The organism is Rhizobium sp. RM, assembly GCF_013390595.1.
Classification (GTDB): domain Bacteria; phylum Pseudomonadota; class Alphaproteobacteria; order Rhizobiales; family Rhizobiaceae; genus Agrobacterium.
On the sequence record NZ_JACAWV010000024.1, the window covers coordinates 62,314 to 81,803 of the forward strand.

General features: G+C 53.4%; 23 protein-coding genes and 2 pseudogenes. 10 read left to right on the forward strand and 15 right to left on the reverse strand.

Features of this window, described 5'->3' with window-relative positions:
* Positions 1 to 30 precede the first annotated feature (30 nt).
* The 4 genes and pseudogenes from glgX to HWX89_RS24815 all read left to right on the forward strand — a co-directional run bounded on the left by glgX (position 31) and on the right by HWX89_RS24815 (position 4,436).
* Positions 31 to 2,094 (forward strand): glycogen debranching protein GlgX, encoded by a 2,064-nt coding sequence (glgX, locus tag HWX89_RS24805; protein ID WP_138793049.1) that lies wholly within the window; start codon positions 31 to 33, stop codon positions 2,092 to 2,094.
* A gap of 196 nt (positions 2,095 to 2,290) precedes the next feature.
* A pseudogene (locus tag HWX89_RS26660) lies at positions 2,291 to 2,845 on the forward strand (glycogen/starch synthase); the annotation flags it as partial.
* A gap of 95 nt (positions 2,846 to 2,940) precedes the next feature.
* Positions 2,941 to 3,786: a glycosyltransferase gene (locus HWX89_RS26665; RefSeq protein ID WP_246705284.1), complete on the forward strand. Its 846-nt coding sequence runs from the start codon at positions 2,941 to 2,943 to the stop codon at positions 3,784 to 3,786.
* 440 nt (positions 3,787 to 4,226) lie between these two features.
* Complete coding sequence (locus HWX89_RS24815) at positions 4,227 to 4,436, forward strand: hypothetical protein (protein WP_138793048.1); 210 nt, start codon at positions 4,227 to 4,229, stop codon at positions 4,434 to 4,436.
* A 24-nt stretch (positions 4,437 to 4,460) separates the two neighbouring features.
* Here HWX89_RS24815 and HWX89_RS24820 read toward each other — a convergent pair whose 3' ends face one another.
* Complete coding sequence (locus HWX89_RS24820; protein WP_138793047.1) at positions 4,461 to 4,895, reverse strand: HD domain-containing protein; 435 nt, start codon at positions 4,893 to 4,895, stop codon at positions 4,461 to 4,463.
* 9 nt (positions 4,896 to 4,904) lie between these two features.
* The gene (locus HWX89_RS24825) at positions 4,905 to 5,198 is read right to left on the reverse strand and encodes a hypothetical protein (protein WP_138793046.1); all 294 of its coding nucleotides are present in this window, start codon (positions 5,196 to 5,198) and stop codon (positions 4,905 to 4,907) included.
* 172 nt (positions 5,199 to 5,370) lie between these two features.
* Between HWX89_RS24825 and HWX89_RS24830 the strand changes: the two genes are divergently transcribed.
* Entirely contained in the window at positions 5,371 to 5,649 is a 279-nt protein-coding gene (locus HWX89_RS24830; protein WP_138793045.1) for a hypothetical protein, read from the forward strand.
* Between the two features lie 68 nt (positions 5,650 to 5,717).
* Here the strand turns inward: HWX89_RS24830 and HWX89_RS24835 are convergent, their stop codons facing one another.
* The 7 genes from HWX89_RS24835 to HWX89_RS24865 all read right to left on the reverse strand — a co-directional run bounded on the left by HWX89_RS24835 (position 5,718) and on the right by HWX89_RS24865 (position 10,182).
* On the reverse strand, positions 5,718 to 6,371 hold the full coding sequence (locus HWX89_RS24835) for a class I SAM-dependent methyltransferase (protein WP_353505724.1): 654 nt from the start codon (positions 6,369 to 6,371) through the stop codon (positions 5,718 to 5,720).
* A 46-nt stretch (positions 6,372 to 6,417) separates the two neighbouring features.
* Entirely contained in the window at positions 6,418 to 7,275 is an 858-nt protein-coding gene (locus HWX89_RS24840; RefSeq protein WP_138793043.1) for an SDR family oxidoreductase, read from the reverse strand.
* A gap of 156 nt (positions 7,276 to 7,431) precedes the next feature.
* Positions 7,432 to 7,620, reverse strand: a complete 189-nt coding sequence (locus tag HWX89_RS24845) for a hypothetical protein (RefSeq protein ID WP_138793042.1) — start codon at positions 7,618 to 7,620, stop codon at positions 7,432 to 7,434.
* A gap of 98 nt (positions 7,621 to 7,718) precedes the next feature.
* Entirely contained in the window at positions 7,719 to 8,501 is a 783-nt protein-coding gene (locus HWX89_RS24850; protein WP_246705285.1) for an SDR family NAD(P)-dependent oxidoreductase, read from the reverse strand.
* A 32-nt stretch (positions 8,502 to 8,533) separates the two neighbouring features.
* A complete protein-coding gene (locus HWX89_RS24855; RefSeq protein ID WP_138793040.1) occupies positions 8,534 to 9,703 on the reverse strand; it encodes a zinc-dependent alcohol dehydrogenase in 1,170 nt (389 codons plus the stop codon).
* 36 nt (positions 9,704 to 9,739) lie between these two features.
* Positions 9,740 to 9,892 carry a hypothetical protein gene (locus tag HWX89_RS24860; RefSeq protein WP_178340924.1) on the reverse strand — a complete coding sequence of 51 codons (153 nt, stop codon included), beginning with the start codon at positions 9,890 to 9,892 and terminating at the stop codon, positions 9,740 to 9,742.
* 35 nt (positions 9,893 to 9,927) lie between these two features.
* Positions 9,928 to 10,182 carry a SemiSWEET family sugar transporter gene (locus HWX89_RS24865; protein ID WP_138793039.1) on the reverse strand — a complete coding sequence of 85 codons (255 nt, stop codon included), beginning with the start codon at positions 10,180 to 10,182 and terminating at the stop codon, positions 9,928 to 9,930.
* Between the two features lie 124 nt (positions 10,183 to 10,306).
* Here HWX89_RS24865 and nadE point away from each other — a divergent pair, with 124 nt between their 5' ends.
* The 4 genes from nadE to HWX89_RS24885 all read left to right on the forward strand — a co-directional run bounded on the left by nadE (position 10,307) and on the right by HWX89_RS24885 (position 13,226).
* On the forward strand, positions 10,307 to 11,140 hold the full coding sequence (gene nadE, locus HWX89_RS24870) for an NAD(+) synthase (protein ID WP_138793038.1): 834 nt from the start codon (positions 10,307 to 10,309) through the stop codon (positions 11,138 to 11,140).
* A gap of 17 nt (positions 11,141 to 11,157) precedes the next feature.
* Complete coding sequence (locus tag HWX89_RS24875; RefSeq protein WP_138793037.1) at positions 11,158 to 11,736, forward strand: cysteine hydrolase family protein; 579 nt, start codon at positions 11,158 to 11,160, stop codon at positions 11,734 to 11,736.
* A 249-nt stretch (positions 11,737 to 11,985) separates the two neighbouring features.
* Complete coding sequence (locus HWX89_RS24880) at positions 11,986 to 12,231, forward strand: hypothetical protein (protein ID WP_138793036.1); 246 nt, start codon at positions 11,986 to 11,988, stop codon at positions 12,229 to 12,231.
* Between the two features lie 176 nt (positions 12,232 to 12,407).
* Complete coding sequence (locus HWX89_RS24885) at positions 12,408 to 13,226, forward strand: alpha/beta fold hydrolase (RefSeq protein WP_138793035.1); 819 nt, start codon at positions 12,408 to 12,410, stop codon at positions 13,224 to 13,226.
* A gap of 335 nt (positions 13,227 to 13,561) precedes the next feature.
* Here HWX89_RS24885 and HWX89_RS24890 read toward each other — a convergent pair whose 3' ends face one another.
* From HWX89_RS24890 to HWX89_RS24905, 4 genes are all read right to left on the reverse strand, one after another.
* The gene (locus HWX89_RS24890) at positions 13,562 to 14,251 is read right to left on the reverse strand and encodes a hypothetical protein (protein WP_353505725.1); all 690 of its coding nucleotides are present in this window, start codon (positions 14,249 to 14,251) and stop codon (positions 13,562 to 13,564) included.
* Between the two features lie 46 nt (positions 14,252 to 14,297).
* Positions 14,298 to 14,699: a DUF2177 family protein gene (locus HWX89_RS24895; protein ID WP_138793034.1), complete on the reverse strand. Its 402-nt coding sequence runs from the start codon at positions 14,697 to 14,699 to the stop codon at positions 14,298 to 14,300.
* Positions 14,700 to 14,787: 88 nt separating this feature from the next.
* A complete protein-coding gene (locus HWX89_RS24900; RefSeq protein ID WP_138793033.1) occupies positions 14,788 to 15,387 on the reverse strand; it encodes a general stress protein in 600 nt (199 codons plus the stop codon).
* Positions 15,388 to 15,423: 36 nt separating this feature from the next.
* Entirely contained in the window at positions 15,424 to 15,738 is a 315-nt protein-coding gene (locus HWX89_RS24905) for a PepSY domain-containing protein (RefSeq protein WP_138793032.1), read from the reverse strand.
* 1,069 nt (positions 15,739 to 16,807) lie between these two features.
* Between HWX89_RS24905 and HWX89_RS24910 the strand changes: the two genes are divergently transcribed.
* Positions 16,808 to 16,963: a hypothetical protein gene (locus HWX89_RS24910; RefSeq protein ID WP_178340925.1), complete on the forward strand. Its 156-nt coding sequence runs from the start codon at positions 16,808 to 16,810 to the stop codon at positions 16,961 to 16,963.
* Between the two features lie 1,327 nt (positions 16,964 to 18,290).
* On the opposite strand, the pseudogene HWX89_RS26670 reads toward HWX89_RS24910, so the two are convergent.
* Positions 18,291 to 18,437, reverse strand: a pseudogene (locus tag HWX89_RS26670) (type II toxin-antitoxin system mRNA interferase toxin, RelE/StbE family); the annotation flags it as partial.
* A 294-nt stretch (positions 18,438 to 18,731) separates the two neighbouring features.
* A complete protein-coding gene (locus HWX89_RS24915; protein WP_138793031.1) occupies positions 18,732 to 19,391 on the reverse strand; it encodes an outer membrane protein in 660 nt (219 codons plus the stop codon).
* Between the last annotated feature and the right edge of the window lie 99 nt (positions 19,392 to 19,490).

Consider the following 19,490-nt stretch of genomic DNA (forward strand, 5'->3'; position numbering starts at 1 on the left):
ATTCCTTGGCACACATCCAAGAGGAAATTCATGCCGAACAAAAGTCGCGAAGTTACGGTTGGTGATTATCGCCAGCTTGGCGCTACTACGAGTGAAGACGGTGTCAACTTCGCGATCTTTAGTGCCCATGCCGAGCGCATTGAGCTTTGCCTTTTCTCTGATGACGGTTCGAAAGAGCTCGAGCGGATTGAACTGCCCGAATACACCAACGAGGTGTGGCACGGATTTGTCCCTGGATTAAAACATGGGACGCTTTATGGTTACCGCGTCCACGGAAAATACGAACCGGAAAACGGCCATCGCTTCAATCCAAACAAGTTGCTTGTCGATCCTTATGCAAGGGAGATCGTCGGGGAAATCGAATGGGAAAAATGCCACTTCGGTTACCGTCGAGACAGCACTGATCTCGACCTATCGTTCGACGAGTTGGACAGCGCGCCGTTTATGCCAAAGTCACGCGTCATCGGTTCCACACCTGCGAAAAACAACATCACGCCGGTTGATATCCCATGGGCGCGGACGATCTTCTACGAAACACACGTCAAGGGCTTCACAAAGCTTCATTCTGCCGTCCCGGAAAATCTCAGAGGGACTTTCGAAGGGCTCGGTCATCGAGACGTCGTCTCCTACATAAAAAGCCTGGGTATCACGTCGGTCGAACTGCTGCCGATCCACTGGTTTCCAGATGACGCGCATCTATCGGAAATGGGGCTCAAGAACTATTGGGGCTACAATTCACTGGGTTTCTTTGCGCCGGCAAATAGATATTTGGGTCCAAACGGCCTGAATGGATTACGTGACATGGTGCGTGCATTCCATGAGGCCGGTATCGAAGTCATACTCGACGTGGTCTACAACCACACTGCCGAAGGAAACGAACTGGGGCCGACACTGTCGTTCCGCGGAATTGATAATTTTTCCTATTACCGAACCATGCCAGACGAACCTAGGTATTACATCAACGACACGGGAACTGGAAACACGGTCAATACGTCCCATCCGCGTGTGCTGCAAATGATTACCGACTCGTTGCGGTACTGGGCCCAGGAGGTGGGCGTTGATGGATTTCGGTTTGATCTTGGAACCATCCTCGGGAGAGAGCCAGCTGGCTTCGATCAGCGTGGTGGCTTTTTCGACGCTGTCGGACAGGACCCCGTGCTGTCTCGACTGAAACTCGTTGGCGAACCGTGGGACATTGGGCCAGGCGGTTATCAGGTCGGGGGGTTTCCTCCTGGATGGGCAGAATGGAATGACAAATACAGGGATACGCTGCGAGACTATTGGCGGGGCGGTTGCCAGACACCCCATGAATTTGCAACGCGCTTCCTCGGTTCAGGTGACATCTACGATCTGCGCGGCCGGCGTCCCTGGTCGAGCGTCAATTTTGTGACGGCTCACGACGGCTTCACGCTTAACGATCTTGTCTCGTTCAACGACAAGCACAACGAAGCGAATGGCGAAGAAAACAAAGACGGGCACAGCGATAACAGGAGCTTCAATTTCGGTGTTGAAGGACCTACCGAAGAACCGGCAATCAACGATAGCCGGGAACGGCAAAAGCGAAACTTCATTGCTACCTTACTCCTATCTCATGGCACGCCGATGTTGCTCGCAGGGGATGAATTTGGACGTAGTCAATCGGGCAACAACAATTGCTATTGCCAGGATAATGAACTGAGCTGGGTTCACTGGAACGATATTCCTGAGGCCGCAGAAAAGCTCAGAGAGTTCACGAGGCAGCTCCTCAAGTTGCGGAGTGAACACTCGATCCTGAGGCGAGAAAGCTGGCGCGATGGAATGATTGTCAACTGGTACAACCCGGATGGTTCTGAACTAACAGAAGATCAATGGGCGGACCCGAGCGGGACGTCGATGTGCGCGCGTATCTCTCGTGCCCACCATGAGGACGAAGGGTGGGACGACGTAGCCATTGTTTTTAATCCCGGCGATAACGACATTTCCTTCGATCTTCCGGAGAGCGTTGGCGTCTGGACTGAAGTTCTTTGTACGGGCGACGGTGATTTCGTTGACCGGAAAATTGATGGTCCCAAGTTGCATATTCCAGGCCGAAGCCTCGCGTTACTGCGTCACTAACTCGTTTCATATTATGCGCAAGAGACCCCACTAAGTCACATCGGAAAAGAAATTTGCTTTCCGTCCCTCCTGATCAACCGATTGCGTGGAACCAACCGTCGGTAGACCGGTTTGGGCACGTGTGAAAAATTTGCCTGAACGTCCTCTTCCCAGATTCTGGAGCATCCTGATGCGCATCCTCGCCGTGACGGCTGAAATGTTTCCATTTGTAAAAACCGGTGGTCTGGCCGACGCTGCAGGCGCCCTCCCCGATGCTCTGGAAAGGCTCGGCGCCGACGTCCGGACACTTCTTCCCGGATATCGGAAAATCAGACACCTTTTTTCAGATCGAGAGCCGCAGTTTTCAACCAAGGTGCTGGGGCAGCAGGTCTCGATCTACGAACTTACTGCCCATGGTCAGAAGCTCTTCATTCTGGACGCCCCACATCTTTTTGATCGCGATGGCAGTCCCTACGGTCACAACGGGCAGGCCTTCACCGATAATGATCTGAGATACGCTGTTTTGTCGAAAGCAGCATCCTTGATTGCTCTCGGTGCGATTGAGGACTGGAAACCGGACCTAGTCCATGCACACGATTGGCATGCGGCGCTGTCCTGTGTTTACCTTGCCGATGCTGTCGAAAAAATTCCCACGGTTTTGACACTCCATAATCTGGCTTTTCAGGGACAGTATTCACTCGAGCGAGCCGATGATTTGGAGCTGCCGCAACACCGTCGCACTGTCGAATGCCTCGAATATTACGGAGATATGTCGTTCCTGAAAGCGGGGCTTATAACGGCCTCGGCGATTACCACGGTGAGCCAACATACGCTCGCGAAATACTCACCGCAGACGGCGGGATGGGAATGCAGGGCGTTTTGGAAACGCGACGCGGCGAGATCTACGGGATCGTCAACGGTGTCGATCAAGACGTTTGGAACCCTGCCACAGACCCGTTTATCCTGGCAAATTTCACGTCGGCAACTTCTGCGAGGCGGGCGTTGAACAAGCATGCGCTCCTTCAGGCACTTGGTCTGGCTCACACCGACGGGCCGGTGTTTGGCGTCGTCAGCCGACTGACCTGGCAAAAAGGCATCGACCTGCTGCCGCAGCTCGTTCCATTGATCATCGCGAGCAAAGGCCGCCTCATCGTGCATGGTCAAGGGGATCGGTCTCTCGAGGATGAGTTAGGTGCACTGGCAAAGCAGTACCCCGAACTTGTCAGTATCCATATCGGATATGACGAGAGGCTTGCTCACATGGTCCAAGCCGGTTCAGATTTCATTATCCAGCCCTCGCGCTTTGAACCATGCGGGTTAACGCAACTTTATGCGCTGCGTTATGGCGCTATACCGATCGTAAGTCGGACAGGTGGCCTGGCCGAAACAATAATTGATGCGAACGATGCTGCGACTGAGGCAGGGGTGGCGACAGGCTTCCAGTTCGAACCCTCGAACCTAGATGATCTACGCTCCGCAGTCGAACGCGCGATCAGTATCTTTAGAAAGCGCGACGGCTTCAAACGCCTACAAACACAGGCCATGAACGCGAACTTTTCTTGGGACAAAAGCGCCGCTCAATACTACTCATTGTTTGAGGCTCTTATACAGCCCGCCATGTCCAAGCCTGCTAAAGTCATCCGGTTCGCACCGGAAATCCTTCGGGACTTAAAAGCAGAGCGAAGAGCGATTGGGAAAGTCATCGGCCTCTAGGAACGTAATATCTCGCTCCACTTAAGCGTTGGAATCACGGCTTCTACAATGTAGATTTAGCCTAATTTATCGACGTTCAGCTCCGGCCAACCGTTCGAGGCCCTCGACCGCTAAAAAGGCCTGCGGGGTCTGCGTCATGCTCTAGAAACCATCCAGGGTCGTTCTGTGGCATTCGTAAGTTATAGCTATAAGCTCATCTAAATTACATAAGCCTGCTACGCCTCCGATAACCACGCCGGAAGCCATCCCCTGAGCGCCAATCTGCGGCGACACTGTTCAATGCTTACTGCGGCAACAAGCTGCCGATCAGAGGTGAAGGCAGGGAACAATCGGGCCTACACAAAGTTTGAAGAGGTGGAACCCGTCAAACGATGCAGCGACGACGTGTTTCGCCCAGCGGATCGAATCGAGTTTTTTTATATATCCCCATGGAGGGTGCTATGTCGGAAATTAAAGATGACGCAAAGGGGCAGTATGCTCCATCGCAAGCAGATCGAAACGCGTCCGGCGTAGCGAGCGCCAAACCGACCGTCGTGACAGGATCCGAGGATGCAACTGTCCACCGAGCGCCACCCGGCCAAAAGCGTGTCAAGGATTTTGATTTGAATTTCGACCAAGCGAAATCGAAAAATCAGGATGACCGTGGCTGAGTTCGGTTCAATCCGGAGTATCGGTTACTCAGTGAGATGGGTGCCGGCACTGGCAATGTTACCAAGTATTCTGAGACCTTCTCGATATTTGTGGCCGTCGGCCCCGATGCGCTGGGACAGAACTAGGTTGTCCTCCAGATCAGCGTGCTTGACAGGTCGGGCCAAGCCATTTCGAGCAGCGCGATCAACAAAACTCGCCCACCCCTCGCGTTCTCGGCGCGTGAGAGCGTCTACAGCATCAGTAATCCTGGGGGGGAAGCCCTCAGCTTGAATTCGTCCAAGGGTCCAGCCAGATCCTTTCTCAACGACATCGTGGAGATAAGCGACGATTTTCGCATCAGGGTCTATGATGCGCTCAGCCACTCGCTTGCAATGTTCAAAGTAGGGCAGCCCCAGTTTGTCCTTTTGCCCGTCATGGGCAGAGCGGGCGATATTGATTGCAAGGTCCAACTGATCCATTTGAATTCCTCATCGCACAGGATTTCGATCTGTTCCCTCGGATGCCGGCTTACTTCCCTCAGGCGGATTATTGTCAAAGCTCTCGGGTTTCGGTGCGCCGGGGTTGAGCGTTTCGTTCGATCCTGACGAAACAGTCTTGTCTGGTTCGTTCGGAGCGATGCTCGATCCCCAAAGTTCCAGCAACACCCAAACAATAGCCGCAAAGGCGAGACTACAAACAAGAACGACAAGGACTGGTGTCCCTTTTTTCCCTGGTCGCACCTCTATCGCCGGAATTTCCTGCTTGGTTTTTTTGCTCGCCATCACGATTTCCTTGGAATGATAGGTCTTGCTCTAACTACCATTAGCGGTCCGGGTTCCTGAGATATTTCGCGTTGTCAGCAACTGTGCCTCCGCAGGTTTCTGACTTTTCGGTCCACTACGCGGGAACTGCGTTGCCACGTCATTGTTAGGAGGAAAAACGGGAGACACCACGATGGAACCAAATTTTGAAATCCAGGCCCACGAAGATGGCTGGGCGATACTGCGCAATCAGGTCCTTCAAGGCGTATATCCGAGTTATCACATGGCAGCTTCGTCACTGCCTCAGAAAGCACGAAAGCACCAAAAAGGACGCTCAGGAAGCCTGGGTTATTTTCCGCAAAAACCGATAGCTGTTATTCCGCCTCATCTCGTGGAGGTTCCACTCAGGGATAAGGAAGAGTTGATATTGCCCATTGGTGTGGATGGCCATGTCTTGAGCGACAGCAGTTAGTTGCTGTACTACTACGACAAACTCAGCAACACGGCTTCTTGAAGTGAGTTGGCGACCAACCTCGAACGCTAACTGCTCGCAAGACGGATCAGTCTGAAGAAGCCTACAGGACGAATTCGCGTGTTCTCAACAAGAGAGACGTCTTTCGACTGAGAGAGCCATCTGGTTATCATCTCAGAACGAAATGCTGAACTCAGACCAAGTTTTCGCGCCACGGGTGAGATAAATTCTTCGAACTCGCGAAGCCCGCCGGCGCTTTCTGTCAATTTGCTCACGATGATAATCTCTCCTCCTGGGCGCACGATGCGGGCGCACTCATTCAGCAGAGCGTCTGGATCGGGCACGAGCGGCAAGACAAATGGAATACATATGACGTCGAACGATCGATCAGGAAACTTCATATTGCATGCATCCATGACTTCAAGTTTCATCACGTGCGCGAGCCCTAATTTTTCTTTTTTTCTTGTCGCGCGCTCGAGCATCTCAGCCGAGATATCAATCCCGGTGACGCGACTGTCAGGTGGATAAAAGGGCAGGATGAGACCGGTCCCTACGCCTACTTCCAAGATGTCTCGCCCGACCTCGGCGGCGCGGGCCGCCAAGGTCCGCTGCGCACGCCTCAAGAACAAACTGTAAACGATATCGTAGACGGGCGCCCAGTACCGGTAGATCGCTCGTTGGTCCAGACAGTTTGGAACTGTGCGGTACTTTGAATCGCTCACCTGCATGTCCTTGAGAAAAAAGAGAACGTTGTCGTATGTTTAAGGCTCACAACAAAGGTTTTCCACCGGTGACAGCGATCGTCGCGCCGGAGACGTAACTGGACATTGGATCAGCCAGCATGACATAGGCTGTCGCGAGTTCTGCGGGTTGGCCAGGGCGCCCCATGGGTACTTGATGACCAAAATTGGTTACCTTGTCCGCGGGCATCGTAGCAGGTATCAGCGGTGTCCAGATCGGACCTGGAGCGACTGCATTGGCGCGAATATCTTTCTTGGCAAGCAACTGTGCGAGCCCAGCTGTGAAGTTTTGAATTGCTCCTTTTGTCGTTGCGTACGCCAGCAAGGTCGGATTTGGGCTGTCAGCGTTGATCGACGCGGTGTTTATGATGGCGGAGCCCGGCTTCATGTAAGGAACAGCAGCCTTCGTGAGATAAAACATAGCGTGGATGTTTACGGCAAACGTCATCTGCCACTCTTCATCGGCAATATCCTCGATCTCATTGAAGGTGTTTTGATGCGCAGCATTGTTAACGAGGATGTCGATTGCGCCGAGCTCACTCACCATTCGCTCGACTATCTGCCGGCAGTGAGAGGACGCCTGGATGTCTCCGGAGAACAGAACGGCAGTTCTGCCGGCCTCTTCAACTAACCGTTGAGTTTCGGCAGCGTCGTCATGTTCGTTGAGATAGGAGATGAGGACGTCCGCACCTTCACGGGCATACGCAATTGCCACCGCTCTCCCAATCCCGCTATCCCCTCCTGTTATGAGTGCTTTCTTTCCCTCCAATCTCCTGGAACCGACATAACTTTTTTCCCCGTGGTCAGGATATGGAGACATTTCGCTCGTTCGACCCGGCATTTTTTGTTGTTGAGACGGAAACGGCGGATGCGGATAGCCAGGCATGATTAAACCTCGTTCTTAAGAATTAAACCGAGAACGCTAAGCGAATTGGCACTGCATAAGCTTCGTTCCTGCGCCCGAACTGCGGATCGCAGGCAATGTTCCTTGAAAAGTTGATGTCTGTTGTAGAGAGCGGCGACTGGCCGGCTAGCAAAAACCTTAAGACTGCTTATCTCCCGACGCACGTCGGCGAACTGGCTCATTGGGAATGTGACCTGATTTATCCTTTATCTCGTCGCTCTGTTCACGATTGTCATTTCTATTGCTTTCATCCTGCCCCGGCGGAAGAATGCCAAGTTCCGTCAGGAGACTAGCGAGACCACTTTTCTTTTGGCGATCGTTCGACATAATTTTCCTCCTCAATTCAAAATGATTTGCAATGTCCCCAGTCATCTAACCAGGATTGGACGTTAGCTGTTGCCACGGCGAGCAATCTCATCTCATTCTCATTTATCTGAGGCACTGCCGGGCTCTGCCATCTTTCGATGTTGACGCGCTAACATGTCAGCAGGTAGTACGTTGGCAGCGGCCGATATCACTTTGTTTTTCCATCCCGATACTACATCACCCTCACCGTTCAGCATGGCGTCAAATCCGGCTTTAGCCACATCGGCTGGATCGTCCTTTTTTGCTTGCCCAACTGATGTATCGAGCATATCGGCTCGAGCGAAGAAATGTGTCTCGGTTGGCCCTGGCATGAGACACGTAACGGTAACGCCAGTGTCCTTCAGTTCTTCCCGCAATGCGAAGGAAAATGAATTGATAAAAGCCTTGGTGCCATTGTAGACCGCTTGAAAGGTGCCCGGCGTGAAACCAGCTATCGAGCCAGTCAGCAGGATGCGCCCTGCGCCACGGCTTCGCATGTTCCGCCCAATTTCGTGCACGAGGTAGATTGTTCCGACGATGTTTGTCTCGATGACTTCCAGGGCCACTGCAAAGTCCTGGTCGAGAAAACCCTTTCCGAGGCCGCGGCCGGCATTGGCCATCAACAGGTCGACAGACCGGCCATCGGCAGCAATGTCTTCGATCAGGCGATCGACGCCATCTATTGTGGAGAGATCGGCCTGAACAGCTTGAACCGAGACGCCGAAATCCTGGAGATGGATAGCGATATCTTCAATTTTTGCTTCGTCGGATGCAATGATGAGATCATAGCCCGTCGACGCCGCAATGGTTGCAAGCTCAAGCCCTATCCCGCTTGATGCACCTGTCACGACCGCCAGCCCCATGGTCGATTTTACGACTCCCATGTCGTTGTCCTTTACGGTTTCAGGACGACTTTGATGCAACCGTCCTTCTTTTCGGAAAAAGTCCTGTAGAGGTCTGGTCCATCCTCAAGGCTACCAGTGTGGGTAATGATGAAGGATGGATCGATCTCGCCGTTGATGATGCGCTCCATCAGGATCGGCAGGTACTGCTGAACAGGCGTCTGGGCCATTTTGAACGTTAGGCCCCGATTTATCGCCGAGCCCATGGGGATCTTGTCAAGCAAACCGCCATAGACCCCCACGATGGAAACTGTGCCGAAGCTTCGACAGCAATAAATAGCCTGACGCAGCACATGCGGTCGGTCGGTGCCCATAAAAGTTGCGACCTTGATGCGGTCGACGCGAGCGTCCCAGCTCGCAGCCGGATCGGATTCAGTGCCGACAGCGTCTATACATGCGTCAGCCCCTCGGCCATTCGTCAGCTCTATGATCCGATCATAAATGTCGTCGTCGAGGTAATCGAGTGTTATAGCGCCGGAAGCTTTGGCCAATGCCAGCCGTTCGGGAACAGCATCGATTGCGATGATGCGTTCTGCGCCGAGGATGAACGCCGATTTGATCGCCATCTGGCCGACGGGCCCGCATCCCCATATAGCGATCGTGTCGCCAGGCTGGATGTTGCAGAAGTCTGCGGCCATGTAGCCGGTGGGAAAGATGTCCGACAGGAAAAGAACCTGCTCGTCCGAAAGCCCATCGGGAACCTTGATCGGACCCGCGTCAGCAAACGGCACGCGCAGGTACTCCGCCTGGCCACCGCTGTAGCCTCCGAGCAAATGGGTATAACCGAACAGACCTGCTGGCGAATTTCCCCACATCTTGGTGACCTTCTCCGGCTTAGGGTTTGACCGTTCACACCCCGAATAGAAGCCGCGTTTGCAAAAGAAACACTCGCCACATGCGATCGTGAAAGGGACGACGACGCGATCACCAACCTTGAGCTTCTGGTTGTCCTTGCCCACCTCCACCACCTCGCCCATGGTCTCGTGACCCATGATGTCGCCGTGGTGCATTTCCGGCATAATACCATTGTAAAGATGCAGATCCGAGCCGCAGATTGCGCAGGCCGTCACCTTGATGATTGCATCTCTACCATCCTGGATTACCGGATCCGGAACACTGTCGCAACGGATGTCATGCTTACCGTGCCAGGTTAGTGCTCTCATGTTTGAATTCCCCTTCTCCATACGGCGGTACTTGCATCAGGACATCTCAAGGATCTGGGCTGCAACATCCTGCGGGAATACTGCTTTTTCCTGATTGAAGCCGGAGGCTGGTTTGCCGTGGTTTAATCTCCAGATCGACGCTACCCCAACAAAGATTTTCTCGGATAGTTCCAGGTCATCGTGGATCATTGGCATGGCTAACCTAATTGCTGTCTCCACTCGCATCACGAGGAACGGAGCTTCCTGAAGAGGATGTAACCGGCGAGGAAGAAGCAGGCCGTGTTGGTCAGGATGATCGGCCATTCCTGACGCAGAGCGCCGAAGGCCGCCCATAACGCGAAGCCAATCACCGTGACGGCGTACATACGGGCCGAAATCGCCTCCGTATCGCCGGTTCTGACCACTTTGATGACCTGCGGCACAAAGCTTGTCACTGAGCAAACTGATGCGAAATAGCCAATGATCAGGGCGACGTCCATTTCATCTCCGCAAGTTTCGCAAAAAATGATTGTCCCTACAGAACATAAAGCTGCCCACGAAGTTCCTGTTCTGGAGGCCTTAAGAACCCGTCGGCAACCAAAGGCGATTTTGGAGGAAAGGCGAATGACCACAGAACAGCAAGACATCATTCGGAAACTTGGGGTCGCACCCGTATTTGATGTTTGGCGTGAAATCGAACGGAGGATCGCGTTTTTAGTCGAGTACGTTCGTTCGTCCGGATCAGAGTCGCTCGTTCTGGGCATAAGCGGCGGTATAGATTCATTAACCGCGGGAATTCTCGCCAAACGTACCGTTCGCGTTCTTAGAGACGCTGATTACGACGCGCGTTTTGTTGCTGTCCGGCTCCCTTACGGCAGTCAGGCGGATGAGCATGACGCAGAGAGATGTCTTGCGATAATCGATCCCGACAGAACCGTGACGATCGATATCAAACCAGCGACCGATGCTCTTATGCGGTCTATCACAATGGAGGCCGGAGAGTTTATATCGGGCCGACGTCACCATTTTCATCTCGGCAATATCAAAGCTCGCCAGCGCATGATTGCCCAATATGCGCTGGCGGGCGGAGACAAAGGCCTTGTTATAGGTACGGATCACGCCGCTGAAGCGTTGATGGGTTTTTACACCAAATTTGGTGATGGCGCTGCGGACATTCTGCCACTTGCGGGATTGAACAAACGTCGCATCCGCTCGATCGCCCGTCAATTGGGCGCACCAGATGATCTCGTATTCAAGACTCCAACGGCCGACCTTGAAAGTGATACTCCTCTCAAGCCGGACGAAGATGTTTACGGCGTCACCTATAATGAGATCGACGACTTTCTGGAAGGCAAGGAAATCGATACGCTGTCGATGAATAAAATCCTCAGCGCATATCGTGCGAGCGCCCATAAACGGGCCCTGCCGGTGGTGCCTGACACGGTGTCACGGACTTGAACGCGAGGAAGTAGCACATGAACAACTGGGTTCACTTGTGCATAGATATGCAGAGAATGTTTGCCGAGGACACAGCGTGGCATGTTTCCTGGATGGCGGCTATTTCCGGCGAAATCGTTGAACTCGCAGAGCGGTTTCCTGAGAGAACGATCTTTACGAGGTTTATCACGCCAGAACGCGCAGCTGATATGCCTGGAATGTGGAAATCGTACTATGAGAAATGGGAGGAAATGACGCGGTCGGTTCTTCCAGCCGACCTTCTAAACATAGTCCCACAGCTTGCTCATCTCATTCCACCTGCTCGCATTTTCGACAAGATGACTTATTCTCCGTGGACAAGCGGTGAGCTGCATCGGGTTTTGTCACGAGATAGTACCGATACGATTGTCGTTACCGGAGGTGAGACCGATATGTGCGTTCTTGCCACCGCGATCGGTGGCATCGAGTCCGGTTACAAGGTCATCCTCCTTAAGGATGCTGTGTGCAGCGGCGCAGACGAAACCCATGATGCTGCCCTTGAGTTGCTTGGCAGTCGTTTCTCCGCTCAATTGGAGATAACGACCACAATAGAGTTCCTCTCGAGCGCGTCGTTGTGAGACAAGCAAGTGTCGTCGATCGTCTTAGAAACCCGCGCCGCTCTGACATACCAGCGCTCCTAGCGAATACTTCTAAATCGCTCTCCTTGTTTCGCGTTAAGAGGCGACCGTGCTCATAAAATTGCAGACCAACCATTATATTTGGTGGTACTAATATTTTCGCGCCTCCCCAAATTCCGTTGTGACGCCAACCGCCTGTTGGAGGCGAGTTCTCTTCGTTAGTATTGGAAAAATGCTTTGCTGCCAGGAATGACAGAAGACGAAGGCTTGCGCCTTTTCGAACGCATCGGTGCCACTGCGATCGCCAACCAAGCGATTTTGAAATGCACCCTCTCAGGCTTTCCTCTCACGGTCGACAACGTCATTCTTTTCGTCGGCGATCTTGTCGACCCGACCAATGAGGCGGCTGCGAACCTTATTTCGCTTATCGGGATTGCGATCGAGGAACTCATCGATTGCCGTGACCTCATGTCGAATGCTGGTTTTCAATCCTAGAAATGGTCACTCCGCCACGCCGGGGGTGGTTACGACACCATTGTTGGTTGTTCCAAACCTCAGACGGTGTCTTGGATTTGAGCTGTCCATTTGTTCTGCGCCAAAGGGTGTCCTGAAAGAGGAACCAGATGTCCCAGAGCGGCTTTACGACTTGGGACAACCAAAGGAGCTCTTGAATGGCGACCATCGAAGCAAAAGACGGCATTAAGCTACACGTGAAGGATATGGGTGAAGGTCGGCCGGTCGTCCTCATTCACGGTTGGCCCCTGACCGGCGACATGTTTGAGTATCAAACCGTTGCCCTTCTGGAGGCTGGTTTTCGGGTTATCACGTACGACCGGCGTGGCTTTGGGCAGTCGGCCCATCCGGCTGGTGGCTACAACTACGATACCTTCGCAGACGATCTGGCAAGTGTCATTGATACGCTTGAGCTGCGAGATGTTTCTTTGGTTGGCTTCTCCATGGGCGGTGGCGAGATCGCCAGATATCTTTCCAGATACGGCGCCGGAAAAATATCAAAGGCGGTGCTCGTTGCATCAGTCGCACCCTACCTTTTGAAAGACGACAGTAATCCCGACGGTGTGGATGCCAGTGTTTTTGAAGATATGAAGGTGGAAATCCGCAAAGACCGTTTTGCATTCCTGCAAAGCTTCGCCAAGACTTTTTACGGCGTCGGCCTTGTGACAAGTCCTGTCAGTGAGGGTGTGCTGGATTGGTCTTTCATTCTAGCGGTGATGGCGAGCCCGAAGGCGACGATCGATTGTGTCGATGCATTTGGAAAAACTGACTTCCGTCCCGACCTTTCTGCTTTCACCATTCCGACCCTCATCATACATGGCACATCTGACAAAACGGTTCCTATCGACACGTCCGGAAGAGCTGCAGCAAGGGGTATCCACGGAGCCCAACTCATTGAGTACGAAGGGGAGCCGCATGGGCTTTTTGCGACAGTCCCCGATCGTCTTAATCGCGACTTGATAAGTTTTTTGGGTTAAAACCAGCGGAAGGCGTGCTCTCAGGCGCGCCTTTTTAACATCCTAATTCCAATCATCTGCAACGTTCCCCGTAGGAGGGTATGTTCAGCGAATGCGACGAGGCGCTGCGCTCTTTGAACCCCAGCTAGCGTCCCTGATGGCTCGCGTGGTTCTCGATCATACTCACTTTAATCAGTTTGCTGCGCGACCAACACGGACGAGGTGTTCGTCCGGGTCAGACCCTACGGTTTTCGGCCATCGTGCATATCCTTCTTTACTCTCGCTCGCCGCTCCCGCGATTTCGCGGCTTGCCGAGCTTCCCTGAGTTCTTCGAGGCTTGCTAGCCGCCATCCCGCTCATATGTGCTCCGCATCGGCTTGCGGGTGACGTTCGGAAATACTCAATGGCTCAACGAATTCCCCTGTGATCTCGGTTATCACAACGATCCCGTAGGTAGTAGTCGCCACCGGCCTATAAAGTGGCGGTAGGTTATCACTCGGAAATGGCAATCGATGCTTCCGCCGCTCTTTTGCTCCGCGCTTGGCTATCGCTTCTTCTTCGGTTCCCTTGCGAGCATCGGCACGTTTGCGTCGTTCCTCGGGTTCTGCCCTCTTGGCGGCTTCCTCGATTATCTTCCAACCGTGCTGCAGGTCATCATAAGATCCGAATGGCACTTCGCAAACCTTTTCCGGTCCGTTCCACCGGGCAAACCGTATCTGTCGTAATTGATCAACGACCTCACGGGAGTAAGGGGTTCGGATTTTAAATCCTGTGGGAACCACCTGCAAATATTGTGAGAGAATGGGCTCGAATTGAAAGGCGTCGCGTCCCCGCTCTTCTGAAAAAGCAGGCTGTCGGTCGGCCTCTGAAGCAAGCCAACTTTCAATGCGTTTCCGTGCTGTCTTTCCTGGAACGGTCCATGCCTGAAGGTGGTCGTTCCACCGTGCTGTGGGAAAGGTCTCCCTGAACCGGTCAACCGTCACCCTATCGAACGGGAACGATACCGTCTCGTTGATCAACTTGATGTCGGCTTGTGGCCCGGTCATTGTCTCCTCCGCTTTGATAACCGCAAAGCCGAGCTTGTGATACGTCTCATCCCCAAAGTCGGGCTGCGATATAACCAGCCGCACTTGCCAATGCGGTCAATGCCGTACCCCAGATCATGTCGACAATGCTCATGGTGAGCGGCCATCCTTTGATCGTCGAAATGTTGGTAATGTCGTAGGTCCCAGAGGCTGCAAGTCCAAGAGCAGCGCCGTAGCCGGCTGCCACCCAGACCGAACCGTGCTCGAGGCCGGGTCTTACTGACAATGCGACAATAGCAGCGGCGAAAAACAGATAAAAAACTGCGGCTACCGCCAAGTTTGGCGACGGCAACATGAGTTCGCCAAGTTGATCGCGATAAAAGTTGCGCGCCACCACTCCTAACCAGATCGCATCAATCACGAGAAACGAGATCAACGCCCCGAAATATGCCACGACGAGTGTTTTCATAGGACTGCCTTTTTTGAGCTAGGCTCTCGCATAATCCTCTCAGGGAACTGGCCGCCGAAGAGAGCGGCCATCTTCCAGCTACACGGAATTAAAGGTGGTAGCGATTTCGTTCAGCGGCGACCTGCTCTTCGGTGTAAGGGTCCGCGTTTTCGTCGAACCTCGTCCATCCATCCTCCGTATACGCACGGCGGCGGACATCCAGGTCAACGGCTCTCGAGCTGCTGAGGATTGCTTGAGACTCAACGACCTTGTCGTCGTCAACCTTAGCGGCGACCACCGCTCCGCCACGACGTACACCTTCTGCATAGAGGTGCGCGTCTTCTTCGGGCACGCCAGATTCGATGAGTCCGCCGACGATGCCTCCAGCGGCACCGCCGACGACGGCACCCGCAAGCGCTCCTGCAGCAGTGGCTGCCAGCCAACCCGCTGCGACCACCGGGCCGACCCCAGGGATAGCCATGATTCCGAGCCCGGTAAGTAGGCCGCCTGCGCCTCCGGCAACTGCGCCGAGGCCAGCACCAGTGCCTGCACCTTCGGCGGCCTTATTGCCCTGCCCCTCAACTTCCTCCTTGCCGTCTTTCCTGTACACGATGCTGATATTGTCCGACGAGACCCCGGCGTTTTCCAGCGCTTTAACGGCGGAACGTGCGTCATCATAAGAATCGAAAAGCCCTGTTACCGTCTTCATGGTCGCTTCCTCTTGCTATCTTTACTGTAATCGGGATCACTTGGCTGTGACGTTGCCTTGAAAATCCAGTGCTACGTCTGTGGAGGTGCCTGCCTTGGTGGCCGTCCCGCGCCAAACGCCTTGGTCATCGAGTTTCAGAGCGGTAACATTTGTGTAGCCTGCCTCTTCGATACGCGTCTTGGCCTGGCTTTCCGTAAAGCTGTTCTTACCTGCAACTGGAGCACCAGGGTTCTGCTCACCCGTCGTGGAGATAGCCGGGGTCGTCTGAGAAGTCGTCGGGGTCTCGCTTTGCGCTGAGACAAGAGATGTCGACAGCAGCAACGCTGCCGCTGTAAAACCAAGCCTTTTCATGGCGTTCCTCCTAGTTTTGCACCTTGATTTTGAATACAAACGAAAACTCGTGAAGGCGCGTTTGGTTCCCATTGACAGGGGGCATATCAAGGCGTCAATCGTCACATCCCCAAAGTCGCGGACGTAGCTTCGATCGATGAAATGACGGAGACGTTGCGAGAATTCGTTTTCGAACGTCAGGGTTCTCGATCTTCACAAGAGCGCTGTTGAGCATCTGTCCCTGGGCCTAAAACACAAAATCTGTAAAATATTTGTCTCTTGCTCTCTCATCAGCGCCGATGACGCGAGTGAGTCCCTGCCGAGCGTGTCAGCCGGCAGCCCATCTACGGAGACATCCCGACCCGTAGCGCTGCAGAAAATCTAGGCGGTCGTCGCGCGATCGTCCCACCTCGTCCATTGATTTAAGAGCCTACCTTCCTTCAGCGCTCAAAAGTGCGATAAGTCGCTCCCGGCTATGTCGATATGCGAATGCATCAGAAGATCCCTCTCGTCGAAGGCGCCTTACACGCATCCCCGCAAAGTTCGGCATGCTCTGCGTCCGCGCGCTAACGATCACCCCTGATTGCCTCGGTCTGCATGAGGATGTGCCAATGTCATCCCAACAAAAGCGTCACCTGATCCGATCGCAATAATAAGCGGTACGCCGCAACTATGAGCGACCTGAAGACGAAGTCGGGCGACCGGTTCACGACGATCCCGTTGCTAAGAACCTGGGTCTAACCGCAGGCGTGGCTTCGGGTTCAGTCGCAATAAAGCGGAAAAGCCGATATGGCATTGGTGGGAACGATTCCCTCATAAATCCATGTCGTCCCACCATGGTCATACCAAGAATTGACACCACGCAATGCTCGCCGATCTTCAAGAACAAGTTCGCATCTGTCTCTCCGTGCAGCCAACTCCGTTACGCAACGGCTACGCCGGGAAATCTCCAGGAACGCGCGGTAGGACTGGCCTGGCGACGAAGCTGCTTGCCGAATCTATCACCGTGAATATTGGCCGAACCTACCGTTTCTACGAGGGTGAGCGACGAGTTGACGTGTTCGATGTAGCAATATTCTTGGAGGACCTGTTGAGCGCAGTTCCAGAGGAAACGCGGGAGCGGTATGCGGACAAGCTGTCCACAAATTCAGACCCCGCCAAGATCGAGATTGCGGAGAGTGTCGTGAAGGCTCTCGAGGAGAAATGGGTGTTTTCCTACCACCTGGCCAACGCGCCTCTTCATTGATTACATGTGACCGCTGCCATTTCTTGAGCAGACATTGGCAAGTTCGGAGACCTCCGGCGATCCCCACGAATTTTGAACTCAGAGTATTTTTGCAAGCGCTACTTTTGGGTTGAACAAACTGCTTTGGCCGGACAGATCCAACCCTGTGTCGCCCCAACCGGCGTTTCGGCCTATGTACGGTTTCAGACTATCGACGGCCAACTGTTATTCGCTGGTTCGTTCGATGAACAAATGTGGTTAGCTAATTTATTGGCATCAACCGAATTCGTAGGCGATGCCGACTGAGGGTTATTACGTGCTTCCGCCTGCCTAGCTAGGGATGCACACATGTGTAGACCAAACTATACAGAAGCATGCCCACTGAGAACTCTGCTGCTGCCTTGGGCGATGCGCTTCACCAATTGCCAAGAACTTCAGATCAAACTCGTTGAAGCAACGATATCGGAGGCTTTGAAAACGTTTCCCACGTCACAGAAGAGATTGAGATTGATACTCAACTGATCGCGGTTATGCGACGTCTGGCGCTTTCAAATGCTCGGTTCGATGTAAAGCAACGACTGGCGCGTTGGCTTGTCATGGTTCATGATATGGTCCCGGGGCGAGACTTTCACCTCACCCACGATTATCTGGCAATCATGCTCGGCGCCGGCGGCCCTCAGTCACCGATGCCCTTCACCTACTCGAGGGTGACAACCTGATATGCTCGACACGGAGTAATATCGAGATACGCGATCAGAGTGGGCTGGTCGATGCTGCCGGCGAAGCTTATGGTGTGCCCGAGTATGAGCACGTACGTCTCATGAACCTTCCGTTAGCGACAGCCTCCCCAAATGAGTCCGCAGTACTCGCGGCGGCTGCCAAGTGACGATCTTCCTGCCAGTGCTACGTGAGGGGGTGGAGATATCAGACAGGCAGCCACACGCCCTCATGGCGCGCACAAGAGGATGTGCGAACTGCTGAAATAGCCTGCCTCATATCGTGAAAGCACTGCTGACTGAGTCGAGCAAAATTATAGATATGAGCTTCCTCGATTAATTTTTAACAATATTGTTGAGTATTGCATGATGAGCGCCGAACCAGGCAATAAGCTGAAACTCTACTTTCAGCGACTTGTTGATACGGGTCGAAAAGCTAAGTCCTGCGTGAAGGCGTTCGATGCAGCGACTGATGCCTGTACATCGTGATCCATTTGAACCGATTATGTGCGTACCTGGAGCGGACAGTCCGTTAGCGGAATATTGCAAGCTCGCGGACGAGATAGTGAAACACATGCCGGACGAGGAAAGCTATCCACGACCGGCGGCCAGCGTACCGGCAGATATTCTGGTTATTCCCGCGTGCCATGAAGTACGCGAAGGATCCGAACTGTCGCCTGGCTCTTGGCGTATGCGTCAATGTAGGGTGTACCAATGATGATAAGTTCGCGTTTCCCAGCGATTCCACCCACACGACTACTGGCTGGAAAATCGAGCAAAGGAAGCGAACTGCGCAAACCTCTCGTGCAGGCCGATATTCGATTAAAGAATGTCAGGAGGTTTTTTGCGCGAACTTGGCACACCGGCGCGATATACGACTAGTTTGCGGGACCTGATTTCAGATCGAGGCGACGTGCAGATCGCTTGTATTGCGTTCGTCCGGCGTCTTTTCCTATATTTTTCGGCAGTAGCGTCCAGCAGAACCAGCGCAGCATGTCACGTTGCGCGGAGACAAACAAAGAAAAAGCCCGGCGTTGAAACCGGGCTTCCTGTCTTGTCCAAAAATCCGGATTTTAGAACTTCACGCCGAGGCCGACACGGATGGCATGCTGGTCAACGTCGGAGTTGAGCGTGGCTCCGCCAAAATCGAAGTCCTTGTCGCCAAAGTCAGTGTAACGGTACTCGACACGACCGAAGACCATATCGGTGAATGCGTAATCAAGGCCAACACCGAGCGTATAACCGTTGAAGGTTTCCTTTTCTTCGATCACGCCAGGGACTTCCGCATAACCGCGGGCATAGGCCCAGCCAGCTGTACCGTAGATGAGAGCGCGATCAAACGCATAGCCGACACGGCCACGAACCGAGCCCTGCCAGTCGAAACCATAATCGAGTGACGTTCCAAAGAGCGTGGCAGAGTCATCGCCCCAGTTCTTTTCAAAGTCCGCTTCAATACCAACTACCCAGCTGTTGCCGAGATCGTAGTTGAAGCCAACGAAGCCGCCAGCAATTGCGCCATCAAAATCTGCAGAAGTTTCACCTGCAAGACCGCCAACCGAAACATCATTGTTGTTCCAGCCATACCCACCCTGAACACCGGCCGTAAAACCGGTCCAGCTAAATGCAGGAGCAACGTCCGCGACGGGTGCTGGGGGAACGTCCAAAACAGCGTCGGCCGCCATAGCGGAGGATGCTGCCAGCACGAATGCGATAGTCGATACGATCTTTTTCATAGTCCTTGAACTCCCTTACATGAGAGATGATTAATATTCATTTCGGCAAAAAATGATGTAGTATTTTTGCAACGCGCACAAAGCAGACGATAGATCACG